14 protein-coding genes and 1 tRNA gene are annotated in these 12,829 nt (G+C 70.9%); 11 read left to right on the top strand and 4 right to left on the bottom strand.

What is annotated here, in order from left to right; all coding sequences use genetic code 11:
* Positions 1 to 134: 134 nt before the first annotated feature.
* From AC069T_RS32625 to AC069T_RS32660, 8 genes are all read left to right on the top strand, one after another.
* Complete coding sequence (locus AC069T_RS32625; RefSeq protein ID WP_478786177.1) at positions 135 to 404, top strand: hypothetical protein; 270 nt, start codon at positions 135 to 137, stop codon at positions 402 to 404.
* Positions 401 to 595 (top strand): hypothetical protein, encoded by a 195-nt coding sequence (locus AC069T_RS32630; protein WP_328398940.1) that lies wholly within the window; start codon positions 401 to 403, stop codon positions 593 to 595. Before AC069T_RS32625 ends, AC069T_RS32630 begins: the two co-directional genes overlap by 4 nt.
* Positions 596 to 608: 13 nt before the next feature.
* The gene (locus AC069T_RS32635) at positions 609 to 1,064 is read left to right on the top strand and encodes a hypothetical protein (RefSeq protein ID WP_478786178.1); all 456 of its coding nucleotides are present in this window, start codon (positions 609 to 611) and stop codon (positions 1,062 to 1,064) included.
* 87 nt (positions 1,065 to 1,151) lie between these two features.
* Positions 1,152 to 1,889, top strand: coding sequence for a DNA methylase (locus AC069T_RS32640; RefSeq protein ID WP_478786179.1), 738 nt, complete (start codon positions 1,152 to 1,154; stop codon positions 1,887 to 1,889).
* Positions 1,886 to 2,728: a bifunctional DNA primase/polymerase gene (locus AC069T_RS32645; RefSeq protein WP_478786180.1), complete on the top strand. Its 843-nt coding sequence runs from the start codon at positions 1,886 to 1,888 to the stop codon at positions 2,726 to 2,728. Before AC069T_RS32640 ends, AC069T_RS32645 begins: the two co-directional genes overlap by 4 nt.
* Before the next feature lie 3 nt (positions 2,729 to 2,731).
* Positions 2,732 to 4,210, top strand: a complete 1,479-nt coding sequence (locus AC069T_RS32650) for an ATP-binding protein (RefSeq protein ID WP_478786181.1) — start codon at positions 2,732 to 2,734, stop codon at positions 4,208 to 4,210.
* A gap of 478 nt (positions 4,211 to 4,688) precedes the next feature.
* Positions 4,689 to 4,877, top strand: coding sequence for a helix-turn-helix transcriptional regulator (locus AC069T_RS32655; RefSeq protein WP_328398937.1), 189 nt, complete (start codon positions 4,689 to 4,691; stop codon positions 4,875 to 4,877).
* A gap of 60 nt (positions 4,878 to 4,937) precedes the next feature.
* A complete protein-coding gene (locus tag AC069T_RS32660) occupies positions 4,938 to 6,353 on the top strand; it encodes a tyrosine-type recombinase/integrase (protein WP_478786182.1) in 1,416 nt (471 codons plus the stop codon).
* 135 nt (positions 6,354 to 6,488) lie between these two features.
* On the opposite strand, the gene AC069T_RS32665 is transcribed toward AC069T_RS32660, so the two are convergent.
* Positions 6,489 to 6,575, bottom strand: a tRNA-Ser gene (locus tag AC069T_RS32665).
* 71 nt (positions 6,576 to 6,646) lie between these two features.
* A complete protein-coding gene (locus AC069T_RS32670; RefSeq protein ID WP_478786183.1) occupies positions 6,647 to 8,293 on the bottom strand; it encodes a S1C family serine protease in 1,647 nt (548 codons plus the stop codon).
* Between the two features lie 257 nt (positions 8,294 to 8,550).
* On the opposite strand from AC069T_RS32670, the gene AC069T_RS32675 reads away from it, so the two are divergent.
* The 3 genes from AC069T_RS32675 to AC069T_RS32685 all read left to right on the top strand — a co-directional run bounded on the left by AC069T_RS32675 (position 8,551) and on the right by AC069T_RS32685 (position 11,257).
* Positions 8,551 to 9,360: a glycerophosphodiester phosphodiesterase gene (locus AC069T_RS32675; RefSeq protein ID WP_478786184.1), complete on the top strand. Its 810-nt coding sequence runs from the start codon at positions 8,551 to 8,553 to the stop codon at positions 9,358 to 9,360.
* Positions 9,361 to 9,456: 96 nt separating this feature from the next.
* On the top strand, positions 9,457 to 10,086 hold the full coding sequence (locus AC069T_RS32680; RefSeq protein ID WP_478786185.1) for an ATP-binding protein: 630 nt from the start codon (positions 9,457 to 9,459) through the stop codon (positions 10,084 to 10,086).
* Positions 10,087 to 10,267: 181 nt separating this feature from the next.
* Complete coding sequence (locus AC069T_RS32685; protein WP_478786186.1) at positions 10,268 to 11,257, top strand: DUF5926 family protein; 990 nt, start codon at positions 10,268 to 10,270, stop codon at positions 11,255 to 11,257.
* A gap of 252 nt (positions 11,258 to 11,509) precedes the next feature.
* Here the strand turns inward: AC069T_RS32685 and AC069T_RS32690 are convergent, their stop codons facing one another.
* Together AC069T_RS32690 and AC069T_RS32695 are read right to left on the bottom strand one after the other, a co-directional pair.
* Positions 11,510 to 12,070: a hypothetical protein gene (locus tag AC069T_RS32690; protein ID WP_478786187.1), complete on the bottom strand. Its 561-nt coding sequence runs from the start codon at positions 12,068 to 12,070 to the stop codon at positions 11,510 to 11,512.
* A 56-nt stretch (positions 12,071 to 12,126) separates the two neighbouring features.
* Positions 12,127 to 12,792 carry a bifunctional DNA primase/polymerase gene (locus AC069T_RS32695; protein ID WP_478786188.1) on the bottom strand — a complete coding sequence of 222 codons (666 nt, stop codon included), beginning with the start codon at positions 12,790 to 12,792 and terminating at the stop codon, positions 12,127 to 12,129.
* Positions 12,793 to 12,829 lie beyond the last annotated feature (37 nt).

A 12,829-nucleotide genomic window follows, 5' to 3' on the forward strand; every position in this document is an offset into this window, starting at 1 on the left:
GGGCCGCTAACGATAGCGGCACCCCCCGCTAACGTTAGCGGCCCCGCTAGCACCCCAAAACGCCTCTGATCAGGCCGCTAGCGGATAGCGGCCCACCTGCGCAAACCCTAAAAGCCCGCCAGGAAGGGCCCGACGTGACCCCCGCCCTGCTCGCTATCGCCTGCCTACTCATTGTCACTCTCGGTTACGCCGGGGTGTGTGTGGCGTCGCCGTTCGGTGACTGCCGTCGCTGCCGTGGCATGGGCCACGCGCTCAAGACGGACCGCAAGGGACGCATGAAGCGCGGCAAGGACTGCCGCCGCTGCCACGCCACCGGAAAGCGCATCCGTACCGGCCGCTGGCTCTACAACCGCTGGGCGCGCATCTACCGCGCCGGCACCGACACCCCGGAAGGGTCCCGATGATCCTCGACATCTCCGCCGTGCTGCTGTTCGGCGCCGCCTCCGTCTTCGCGGTCAAGACCAAGTCCGCCGGCGGCGGCGCCGCGCTCGTGCTGTTCCTGTTCGGGTTCTTCGCCGCCGGCACCGGCGCCTACGAGCCCATCCACAACCTCGTACAGGCATCCGCCGACGCCCTGTCCGCCCTCGGCAACTGAAGGAGACCCGACCGTGAACGAACCCACCACCCACCGGACCGCGCCCCTCGTGGTCCACCACCCCACCCCGATCAGCCCCGCCGCCATGCACGCGGCGCCGGTCGTCCCCGTCCAGCCGGGCCACATCCCGGCCGTGGCGAGCGTCGTCCTGCCGGATGGCCGTGTCGTCACCGGCTACGCCGTGGCACCGGCTCAGCCGGAACCGGTCGCCGCCAAGCCGGCCGTGTCCCGCACTGCGGTGAACGTCGCCCTCGGGGGCGTCGGGTTCCTTGCGGTGTGCGGCGGGCTGCTGCTGCTCACCTCGTTCATCGCCGCCCTGACCGCGTTCATCGGACAGCTCATCATCCTCGCCGCCGTGATCTTCGGCGGATGGATCGCTATCCAGGTGTTCAGCGCGAGCGGCCACCAGGGCGGGACCACGGTCAACATCCGTAAGGCCGTGATCAAGCGCAACCACTTCCACAGCTAGCTACGCCAAGGGCGGCCCCCGTCTCGGCAAAGTCCGGGGCCGCCCTTGTCCAACCGTCCTCAACAGACCTGTTGGAGGTCTCCCAGCATGACGCAACCGACCCCTATCCGGCGAGCACCGGACACCTTCCGGCCGATCCGGGTCCTGGACGCCTACTCGTGCATCGGCGGCGCCACCAAAGGCATCAAGCGCGCCATCCTCGGCGTGCATGTGACCGGCGTGGACATCCAGGCACAGCCGGACTACTGCGGCGACGCCTTCCACCAGGGCGACGCGATCGAGTTCATCCGCGCGCACGGCCACGAATTCGACTTCATCCACGCCTCCCCGCCCTGCCAGGGCGAGGGCGCCCCCACCAAGGGCACCAACCGCGCCCGGAACGCGGCCATCGGCCGGACCTATCCCCGGCTGATCGCGCCGACTCGGGCCGCGCTGGAGGCGACGGAGCGGCCGTACGTGATGGAGAACGTGGCCGGCTCCGAGGTCCGCAAAGACCTGCGCCTGTGCGGCGAGATGTTCGGCCTGGACGTGATCATGCACCGCTACTTTGAGTTGGGCGGCTGGTCGGCCCCGCAGCCCACGCACCCCCGCCACCGGGGCTACGTGCGCGGCTGGCGCCACGGCGTCTACCGCGAGGGTCCCTACGTCGCCGCGTACGGCCAGGGCGGCGGTAAGGCCACCGTGCAGGAGATCCGCGACGCCAAGGGCATCGACTGGTCGACCGATCATCTCCGTCTGCGGGAGGCGCTCCCGCCCGCCTACACCGAGTGGATCGCACGCGCCTGGCTCGCCGCCCTCGCCCCCGCGCTGGGGGTGGCGGCATGAGCGAGACGCTGTACCCGCAGCACCTCGCGCTGAGTCTGGCAGCGTCCGGCGTGCCGGTGCTGCCCCTGCGCCGGGGAAAGGTGCCGTTCGGCAACTGCCCCGCGTGCGCGGACAACGCGTGCGGCGGCCGGCCGAACATGAAGACCCCGGGGCCCTGCGACTGCCCCGGCGTCTGCCACGCGTGGGCCGCCGCCACCACCGACCCAGCGGTCATCGTCTCGCCCCCGTGGCGGGCGGCGTGGAGGCAGGCGGTGTGCGTCGGCTACCACCCCGGCGGCGCCGGGCTGACCGTGGTCGACCTGGACAACGCCAAAGCCATCGCATGGGCCCGCGGTTCCTTGCCCGCCACGCGCACGGTGCCGACGACGCGCGGTGAGCACTGGATCTACCGGGGCGCCATGACCTCACGCAACGCGGTGCGCCCCGGTGTCGACATCAAGTCGTCCATGTCCTACGCCCGCTACCTCGAACCCGGCACCGGCCACATGGCCGACCTGCCGGACGCCGTACGCGCCCTCGCGGTGAAGAGGCCCCCTGCGGTCCGGCCGGCGCCGCACGCCGGCGCCGTGCCCTCAGGGTCCGGGGAGTGCCCTCACCGCACGCCCGCCTACCTGGAACGCGGCATTGCGATGGCCGTGCAGCGCATCACCACCGCCCGAAGTGCGGTGCACGCGACCGTGTACCGGACGTTCCTCGCGGTGCTGTCCACGCACGGCCGGTGTGCCTGCCTCACCGACACCCACGTCACCCGGCTGTTCGCCGCCGCGCAGACCAAGGGCGAGTCCCTGCGGCACTGCACGGACGCGTGGACCAACGCCCGCACCACGTTGGGACTGTGACCCATGTCCGACGACGACAAGACCCCCGCCCGCGACGTCATCGCGGACTACGCGCAAGAGCACTTCCGGTACTTCCGCACCGCTGACGGGACCGTGTACGCGCAGAAGAACGGCCACCCCGTGGCCCGCCCGATCCGCTCCCAGGGCACCTCGGGCAGCCACCGGCAGGAACTCATGGTCGGTCTCTTCCGCGACGGATACGGCGTCTTCAACGGCACCGCCTTAAAGGAGGCACTCGACTTGATCGAGGCACTCGCGCTGAGCCAGGACGTACAGCCCGTGCACATCCGCGTCGCGCCGGGGTTCGACGGGGCGACGTGGCTGGACCTGGGCCGCGACGACGGACAGTCGGTCCGTATCCACCCAACCGGATGGGACATCCGCACCCCCGACCCGGCAGAAGTGTGCTGGCGCCGCACGCAGCTCACGGGCGAGTTGCCCATGCCGGTCAAGGACACCGACGGCAAGGGCATCGATCTCCTGCTCAGGCTGTGCAACTTCGCCAACGCTGAGACCGAATGCCTGGCCATCGCGTGGCTGATCGGCTGTCTCGGTCCGTCCGTGCCCGTCCCCGCCCCGTTCCTCACCGGCCCCCAGGGGGCGGGCAAGTCGACAGGCGGGCGGATGCTCGTGCGGATCATCGAGGGCATGACCGGGGACCTGCGCCGGGCCCCGAAGGACGAAGAGAACCTGATCGCGGCCGTGGCCGCCGGATGGGTCACCGCCCTGGACAACCTCTCCCACCTCGCCCCCGACCTGTCCGACGCGATGTGCTGCATCGTCACCGGAGCCGAGACCGTCAAACGCGCCCTGTACACAGACGGGGACGTCGTCCGGGCCCGCTACCGCCGCCCCCTGCTGCTGACCGGCATCGACGTGGGCGTGATCCGACCCGACCTCGCCGAACGGCTCCTTCCGCTGCGCCTGGAACGCCCCACGGTCCGGCGCACCGAAGCGGAACTGTGGGCGGAGTACGAACAAGCCCTGCCCATCATCCTCGGGTCCCTGCTCGACCTCACGGTCAAGGTCCGTGCGGCAGAAGCGGACATCCCGACCGACCTTCGGATGGCCGACTTCGCGCACCTGTGCGCGCAGCTCGACACGGCCACCGGGTTCGGGGCACTCGCCGCCTACCGGGCCAGCCTGGACGACCTCAACGACGACGTCATCGAAGGCGACCTGCTGGCACAGACCGTCCTGAAGCACGCCGCCGGCATCGCTCCGGGGGCGGAAGAGCGGATGACGTCTGCTGAGTGGCTGCACGCCCTCACGGGCCTCTACAGCGGCGAGGACAGCCGCCCCCTTCCAAAAGGCTGGCCAACCACCGGCAAGGTGCTCTCAGACCGCCTCAAGCGCCTTCAGCCCACCCTCGCCGCCCGAGGCGTCCTCATCGACTGGGGACGCACCAAGGCGGCCCGGTACATCGAAATGGCCCGGCCCCCGGCCCCGCCGCCCGCACACGAACAGGAACCGGCGTTCTGACCGCCGGCACCCTCCCGGTCGCCACAAGCAAGAGGAGCACCCCGGCGCGGCGTGCTCCTCTTGCTTTTCGGCGGCGGCGCCGCCCTGAGATAGTCGCGCCGCGAAGCGGCTCCTTCTTCACGCCCTGAGCCGCGCACTACAACAGACACCACGCCCTCTCTTGTCCGAAGTAAAGAGACGCTGCGTCACCTGCGTCACCCACGGATGGCAAACGCCCCGTGACCTGCCAAGAGACCGGTGACGCAGACGGGCGGCGGGTGCGTCATCCCGCGTCACCCGCGTCACCCGGTGACGGAAGCCTGCGTCACCGGTGACGCACCCCGAAACTCCCTGCGTCACTCAAACCAGCAGGTCAGCGCCCTGAATGACGCAGATGACGCGGTGACGCAGAAATCCCCACCTCGGACAGACGCAGGCAACCACGCCATCACCGGGGAGTTCGTCCCCTCCCCGCCGAACCTGAGAAGGAGTCTTCGCCTTGGCTGCCCCCAAGATGCTCAAGCTCCCCGAAGTCCTCGAAGAGATCGAGATGAGCCGCGCCGCCTTCTACCGCATGCGCGCCCGTGGCAAGGCACCCAAGCTCATCAAGCTGCCCAACGGACAACTCCGCTGCCGCCGAAGTGACCTTGACGCGTGGTGGGAGCGCTGCGAGCAGCACGCCGCTTGAACCTGACCGTTTCACCGGGGCCCGCGCTAAGCGCGGGCCCCTTGTTCTGCTTGGAGACACATGCTGACGTACGACGTCGACATTTGGTCCATTCGCAAGCGCGCCGGGCGCCCCAAGCCGTGGGAACTGCGTTGGCGAGTGGGCGAGCGGCCACACTCTCGCAGTTTCAAGCTCAAGCCCCAAGCTGACGGGCGGCGAGCGGAATTGATGGCTGCGCTGCGCGACCGCCAGCAATTCGACGAAGAAACGGGGCTGCCCGCAAGCGAATTGGCGTCGCGAACCTCCCCTTCCTGGTACGAGCACGTCACCGGTTACGTCCTTATGAAGTGGCCGCGAGCCGCTGCCAAGCACCGCGCGAGTATCGCGGAGTCGCTCGCCGTTGTAACCCCGGCACTCGTGATCAACAAGAGGGGAGCACCGCACCCTACGGTTCTGCGCGCCGCCCTGTACCAGTGGGCTTTTCGGGCGGTCCGCTCCCCTGATGGGACATGGGTGCAGCGCCACACGGTGGAGAAGCCACCGGAGAGCATCCACGCGGCATTGGAATGGATTGCGGCGCACTCCATCAAGGTCAAAGACTTGGAGGACCCTGCGCTACTGCGGCCAGCTCTGGAAGCTTTGTCGCTCCGTCTGGACGGAGGCAAAGCCGCTGAGAACACGGCCAGGCGCAAGCGCATGGTGCTGAGCAACGTGCTTCGCTACACGGTTGAGGAAAAGGGACTACTCACCGCGAACCCTCTTCCACGTGTGGATTGGACACCCCCTGAGAACGATGACGAGATCGATTTTCGTTACGTGCCGGACCCTGCTCTTGCTCGGTCCCTGCTCGGGGCTGTTCGAGACTCCGGGGCGCGTGGTGAGCACCTGCACGCGTTTTTCGGGTGCCTCTACTACGCAGCCATGCGGCCCGGTGAAATCGTCGCGCTCAAGGAATCGGACTGCACCTTGCCCCCCAACTCACCCGAGACCGTGAACGAGTGGGGAGAGTTGCTGCTGGGGGAGAGTCGCCCGGAAGTGGGCGGCGGATGGACAGATGACGGAACGTCGTACGAGACGCGCGGGCTCAAGCGACGAAAGCGCGGTGCGACGCGGCCCGTGCCCATCCCGCCCGTCCTCGTGCATCTGCTCCGGGAGCACATCAGGCGCTACGGCACGGCCGATGACGGCCGGCTGTTCCGGGCTGCCAGGGGCGGGCGCGTCCCGTCAACGGAGTACTGCGACATCTGGGAGAGAGCGCGGAAGGCGGTGCTGTCCTCTCGGGAGGTCGAATCAGACCTTGCGGCCGTGCCGTACTCCCTCCGTCACGCAGGCGTGTCCCTGTGGATCAAGTCGGGGGTGGACCCGGCGGAGGTCGCCGCTCGCGCCGGCCACAGCATCGCTGTGCTGTATCGCTTCTACGCGAAGATCCTCAAGGGCGGTCAGCAGCACTCCAACGACCTGATCTCTCGTGCCTTGGAGGAGGGGGACGCCCCCTGATCCTGGCCCACAGATGGCCCATACGCACTGGTCAGCACTGGGATACGGGCGAGAAAGGGTGAGACAGGCTGCACGCAGAAGGGGTGCCCCGTGACTCGGGGCACCCCTTCTGACCAGCACGTACGCTGACCTGCGCGGTGGGTGTGGGATTTGAACCCACGGTGACATCGCTGCCACGACGGTTTTCAAGACCGTTCCCTTAGGCCGCTCGGGCAACCCACCCCGCGCGGGCGGCGATCACCGGCCGCGCGGGGACAAGACTAACCGGTCGGGCGGCGCCCCCGCGGCTCGGATCAGCTGTCGCCCTGGCGTTCGCCGAGGGTGACGTCCGCCGTGCGGGTCTTGCCGTCGCGGGTGTACGTGAGCTTGACGGTGTCACCCGGCTTGTGGGTCCAGATCTCGCCGATGAGGGTGGGGCCGCTGTCGATCACCAGGTCGTCGAGCTTGGTGATGACGTCGCCGGGCTTGAGGCCCGCCTTGTCCGCGGGACCGCCCGCCTCGACCGCCTCGGAGTTGCTCGCGCCCTTCTCGGAGATCTTCGCGCCGCCCGTGCCCTCCTCCAGGGTGACCGACGCGCCGATCTTGGCGTACACCGGCTTGCCGGTCCTGATCAGCTGCTGGGCGACGAACTTGGCCTGGTTGACCGGGATCGCGAAGCCCAGGCCGATCGAGCCGGACTGGCTGGTGCCGCCGAGGCCGCCGCCGCCCGTGGACTGGATCGCCGAGTTGATGCCGATGACCGCGCCCTTGGCGTCCAGGAGCGGGCCGCCGGAGTTGCCGGGGTTGATGGAGGCGTCGGTCTGCAGGGCGCTCATGTAGGAGGCCTTGCTGCCGGAGCTGCCGTCGCTGGAGGCCACCGGGCGGTTCTTGGCGCTGATGATGCCCGTGGTCACCGTGTTCGACAGGCCGAAGGGCGCGCCGATCGCGATCGTCGAGTCGCCGACGGCCACCTTGTCGGAGTTGCCGAGGGCCAGCGGCTTCAGGTCCGAGGGCGCGTTCTTCAGCTTGATGACCGCGACGTCGTACCCCTGCGCGTGCCCGACCACCTCGGCGTTGTACTTCTTGCCGTTCGGGAAGGTGGCGCTGAGCTTGCCGCCGTCGACGGCCTCGGCCACCACGTGGTTGTTGGTCAGGATGTGGCCCTGCTTGTCGAAGACGAAGCCGGTGCCCGTGCCGCCCTCGCCGCTGCTGCTCTCGGCCTCGATGGTGACCGTGCTCGGCAGCGCCGCGTTGGCCACGCCCGCGACCGTGCCGGCGTCCCGCTTGAAGTCGCCGCCGCCGTCGGCCGCGGACACGGTCGTCGAGTCGGTGGCGCCGTCGTCGTCCTTGGCGAGGGTGTAGCCGAGCCCGCCGCCGACGCCGCCGGCGACCAGCGCGGCGGCCAGGACCGCGGCGACCAGGCCGCCCCGTCCGGACTTCGGCCTGGGCGCGGGCTGCTGATAGGAGGAACCCCAGCCGCCCGGTCCCGAACCACCGCCGTCGGCGTACGACGGTGTGGCGGGCGGGGGCGGCCAGCCGGCCTCGGCGGCGGACGGGGTACCGGGCGCGCCCTGCCCCGGCCCGTGCTGCCCGGCGCCCCCCTGCCCGTGTTCACCGAAGCCCGCGGCCTGCCCGTGGGCACCCTGCCCGTGCTCACCGAAACCCTGCGTCCGACCGGGGGCACCGAAGCTCTGGGTCTGCCCGTCGTGCCCGGCCGCGGACGCGGCGAACGCACCCGCGCCCGGCCCGGCACCCGCGGACTCGTACGGCGCGTTCGACGCGGCGGGCGCCGGGTGCCGCACCGGCGCACCGGGGTCCCCGTGGGGCACGGGCGGCAGCGGTGCGGTCGGCGCGCCTCCCCCGGGCGCAGCGCCCTGCGCGGAAGCAGCGGGAGTGTCCACCGGCACGGGAGGCGCAGACGGGGCCGGGGGTACCGCAGTGCCCTCGTTCTCGGTGCTCACAGCTCTTCTCCTCGGTCCACGGCTGTTGTTCTCGGTCGCACTCGGTCACGCTCGCTCACACGTGCCGGCGAACCGGCGCGATTCAGCTGTGCATGTGCTTTTGTATGCCGTCAGCTTTTCTCACCGGCCGTCAGAGCACCATAAGCGGTGGCTGTGGGTCCGAGACCATCCTTTATATCGGACCCTTAAGACAAAACGAATGTATTCCTGACGTCTCCGCCTGCACGCCTACCCTCTCGCGGTGGCACCATGACGCGGTGACCCACGCACGACAGCACCCGATCCAGGTCGTCGCCCACCGGGGCGCCTCCGAAGAGGCGCCGGAGCACACGCTGGCCGCGTACAAGAAGGCGATCGAGGACGGCGCCGACGCCCTCGAATGTGATGTACGGCTGACCGCGGACGGCCACCTCGTCTGCGTCCACGACCGCCGTGTCAACCGTACGTCCAACGGACGCGGCGCGGTCTCCGCGCTGGAGCTGGCCGACCTCGCCGCCCTGGACTTCGGCTCCTGGAAGAACGGCGACGAGGCCCCGGACTGGGAGCACGGCCCCGGAGACCCGGAGGCCACCTCCGTCCTCACCCTGGAGCGGCTGCTCGAACTCGTCGCCGACGCGGGCCGCCGGGTGGAGCTCGCCATCGAGACGAAACATCCCACCCGCTGGGCCGGTCAGGTCGAGGAGCGGCTGCTGCTCCTGCTGAAGCGTTTCGGCCTGGACGCCCCGGAGTCCCCCGCCGAATCGCCCGTACGCGTCATGAGTTTCTCCGCGCGCTCGCTCCAGCGCGTCCGGGCCGCGTCCCCGAATGTGCCGACGGTCTATCTGCTGCAGTTCGTCTCGCCCCGGCTGCGCGACGGCAGGCTGCCCGCCGGTGTCCGGATCGCGGGCCCTTCCCTGCGGATCGTGCGCGGCAACCCCGGGTACGTCGAGCGCCTGAAGAAGGCCGGGCACCAGGTGCACGTGTGGACCGTGAACACGCCGGAGGACGTCGATCTCTGCGCCGACCTGGGCGTGGACGCCATCATCACCAACCGGCCGCGTGCGGTCCTGGACCGGCTGGGCCGCTGACGCAGCGGCCGGGACCCCGAGAACACGCCATCGAGAACCAGCCACGCCGTCACAGGGAGTGCACCGGCGCGTTCGTTCCGTATTCGATCGTTACGAGTGCGTCAGCGGACGTGTGTTGGCCGGTTTTGGGTCCAGTCCAAAAGGGCATCCACACCGTGGCGTGGGGCAAAGGAGGTCTCGGGGGTGGCGTTGGTGGTGGCACAGGAAGTGCCCACGTCGTCGAGCATGGCCGTTCCCCATGGCCCTGCGGGCGTGGGGGAAGCAAGACACCGGATGCGGGACCAGCTGCGGTCCGGTGGCGTCGCGGATTCGGTCATCGACGACGCCGTTCTGATCCTTTCCGAACTGCTGAGCAACGCGTGCCGGCACGGCAGACCGCTGGGTGACGCGCTGACGGGCGACGGCGACGTGCGCGCCGCCTGGCGCGTCGACTCGGCGGGGCGGCTCACGGTCGAGGTGACGGACGGCGGCGGTCCGACCCGCCCGGTCCCGGCCACCCCCTCGGTCACCGCACGCGGCGGCCGCGGGCTGAACATCATCACGGCGCTCGCCAAGGACTGGGGCGTACGGGACGACGTACGGGGAGAGGTCACGGTGTGGGTCGTCGTCCAGGACGACGTCATAGGAGCGCACCGGCGCGACGACTTCGCTACGCGCGTGGCGTCACCGGCCGTGTCCTGCGTCCCAGAGCTGGACTTCGCGGACGCGTTCGACGAACGGGACTGAGCGCCGGGGAGCCCGCGGCCCGGTCACGGGTCACGAGGGCGCGGGGGAGCCGGGACGCGGGCGGTCCCGGGCAACGGATCCGTGACGGGCGGGTGCGTTGTCCACAGGGTCCCGTCCCCCGTCGCAGGAACGGCTAGGCTCGCGCCCGTACCAGACGAGCCGTAACCGGGAGACACCCACAATGGCCAAGAAGCGACCCCAGACGAAGGCCAGGCAGCCGCAGCTGAAGGACGGGGCCCGCGCCGCAGGCGCCGGGGGAGACGTCCCGGTGGTCGGCGCGCGCGAGCCCTGCCCCTGCGGCAGCGGCCGGCGCTACAAGGCCTGTCACGGCCGGGCGGCCGCGCACGCGGCGACCGAGCTGGTGCAGCGCCCCTTCGAGGGGCTGCCCGGCGAGGGCGACTGGGTCGCGCTGCGCGAGCTGGTGCCCGCGGCGACCGTCGAGCTGACGCTCAAGGAGGGCCTGCCCGAGGGCGTCCCGTCGGTCACGCTCGCCACCGTCCTGCCGATGGCCTGGCCCGCGCTGCGCCGCGACGACGGCTCGGTCCTCCTCGGCCTGCAGAACGACACGGCGTCCGGGGACATCAGCCGCGACCTCGCCGACACCCTCCGGCGGGCGCTGACGGCGCAGCCCGGCACGCCGGTCGAGGGCCGCCGCGCCCCCGCCGACGGTCCGCGGCTGCAGGACGTGCTCGACCCCGAAGGCGCCTTCGAGCCAGTTGTGCACGCGGGCTTCGAGTTCTGGGTCCCGGACGCGGAGAACGCGACGCCGGAGGTGACCGCCTCCCTCGAGCGGGCCAACGCGGCCGCCATCCCGACCGTCAAGCTCTCCGGGGTCGATGCCGCGTACTGGTGCGAGACGCCGGACAAGAACCACCTGCGCTGGGTCATGCCGTATCCCGAGGAGCAGCTTCTGGACGCGCTGGCGCGACTGCACGCGGCGGGCGGTTCCAGCCTCGGCGAGGGCACGCGCCTGGTGGGCTCCTTCCGTGCGCACGGCCTGACGGTGCCGGTCTGGGACCTGCCGAGCGGGGTCACGGCCGACGACATCGAGAAGCCCGCGGCCGAGTTCGCCGAGCGGCTCGCACCGGCCCTGGCGGCGGACGCGCCGCTGACCGCGGACGAGCGCCGGGCGCGCGGCGGCCTCACGAACCGACAGGTCACGCTCAGCTGACGCACAGCCGGGGACTGACCGGCCGGTCAGCTGGTCAGGACCGCCGGGAGGGGTGACTCCTGTCACAACTCCCGGTCCCGGCAGGGAAATCGGTGTCTGAATAGCCGAGTTCGAATTTGCGAACTGCCGATCTCTTGTTACCGTTCCCGTAGCCCGGTTGCTGGTGCATCCCCCGTCGCCAGCAACCGGGTCTTTTCATGAGCGCGTACGGGTCCGCCCCACGGCACCGCACCGGCCTCGACGCCAACAGCCCTACGGCTGCGTCGAGTTGCTCCCGGAGCGCAGCAGCAGCGGTCCGCGCCCGGCACTCCTCGCGAACTCCGTGACCGCCGTGTACGCCGCCGCCTCGCCCGCCGTGCGCCCCCTGGGTGTCTCACACACTCCCGGCTCGTCCCCCGCGTCCACCGCGCAGTGCATCCGCACGGTGCGGCCACCGGGCGCGAGGAGCGTCAGCGCGGCGCTCAGCTCGTCGCCGGTCGCATTGCGGTAGTAGGTGCGCGCCCAGGTCTCCCGCGCCTGCGTCAGGACACAGGTCTGCGCCTCGATGCCGCCGGGGGAGGAGAGCTCCGGTCCGCAGCGGGCCGCGGTGGCGAGGCCCACACCGAGCCGCAGGGGCGAACGCGTGGGCTCGGGGGCCGCCGCCCGGCCGTCGTCGGGGCCGGGGGCGGGGACGCCCGCGGGACCGCCGTCACCGGCGGGTCCCGCGGATGCCACGGCGAGCGGAAGGGCGATCACGGCCGCGACGGCGCCGAGGAGCGCGAAGAGGCGGACTCTTCGGGGGTCCGCGGGCCGTCCGCCGGAGTGACGCAGCATACGAGGGAACATAACGGCCGGGAGGGGGCGCCCGGTCCGCCGCGCGCCCGACACCCCTACAAGTCGGGTGCGCTCACACCCGTACGAGTGAGGGCCTCCACCACCGCGTCCACGACGGCCTCCACACCGGGGACCCAGGGCGCGGCCGAGCCCGGCAGCGGAGCCCGCTCCCAGCGGACCTCGCCCTGCCCGGTTTCGGAGGGGGGCAGCGCGATGTACCCGCCGTCCCCGTGGAAGCGGAGGGAGCCGGGGACGTGGTCCTTGGCGTACAGCAGCTCACCGAGCTGCTCCAGGGAGTACGGCGCGACGAGGATCGCCCAGCGCGAGGGGGAGGCGACGACCGGGCCGAGGCGCATGCCCGTGCGGTCGAGTGCCACGAGGGCGCGGGCCGCCGCCAGGGCGGGCAGGCTCACCGCGCAGGGAGCCGTGCCTCCGGTGGCCAGCACGATGGGTGCCGACGGCCGGTTGCCCCACCACCAGCGCACCATGCGCTCGTCGGTGGTGGCCGCGAGGAGGCCGGGGTCGAAGGGGTGGGCACCTGGCACCGTGCATTCCGGGTCGGGACATCCGCAGCCGGCCCGCCCCCGCGGGTCCGGCGCCACACCCGGGAGCACAGGCCACTGCCATCCGGTCGCGAAGGTCAGGGCCGCGCTGAGCATCTCAGGGCTCCGGTTGTTCCGCCTGGACAGGAGCCCGCGTCGCCTTCCGAGGATCTCGCGCATGAGCGCTCGTTCCTTTCCGTTGCACGCCTGGCAACAC

Source organism: Streptomyces sp. NPDC043867 (assembly GCF_056435845.1).

Coding starts and splice junctions, on each gene's coding strand:
- AC069T_RS32650 (WP_478786181.1), top strand. CDS start 2,732: ATGTCCGACGACGACAAGACCCCCGCCCGCGACGTCATCGCGGACTAC.
- AC069T_RS32685 (WP_478786186.1), top strand. CDS start 10,268: ATGGCCAAGAAGCGACCCCAGACGAAGGCCAGGCAGCCGCAGCTGAAG.
- AC069T_RS32645 (WP_478786180.1), top strand. CDS start 1,886: ATGAGCGAGACGCTGTACCCGCAGCACCTCGCGCTGAGTCTGGCAGCG.
- AC069T_RS32660 (WP_478786182.1), top strand. CDS start 4,938: ATGCTGACGTACGACGTCGACATTTGGTCCATTCGCAAGCGCGCCGGG.
- AC069T_RS32630 (WP_328398940.1), top strand. CDS start 401: ATGATCCTCGACATCTCCGCCGTGCTGCTGTTCGGCGCCGCCTCCGTC.
- AC069T_RS32690 (WP_478786187.1), bottom strand. CDS start 12,070: ATGCTGCGTCACTCCGGCGGACGGCCCGCGGACCCCCGAAGAGTCCGC.
- AC069T_RS32640 (WP_478786179.1), top strand. CDS start 1,152: ATGACGCAACCGACCCCTATCCGGCGAGCACCGGACACCTTCCGGCCG.
- AC069T_RS32695 (WP_478786188.1), bottom strand. CDS start 12,792: ATGCGCGAGATCCTCGGAAGGCGACGCGGGCTCCTGTCCAGGCGGAAC.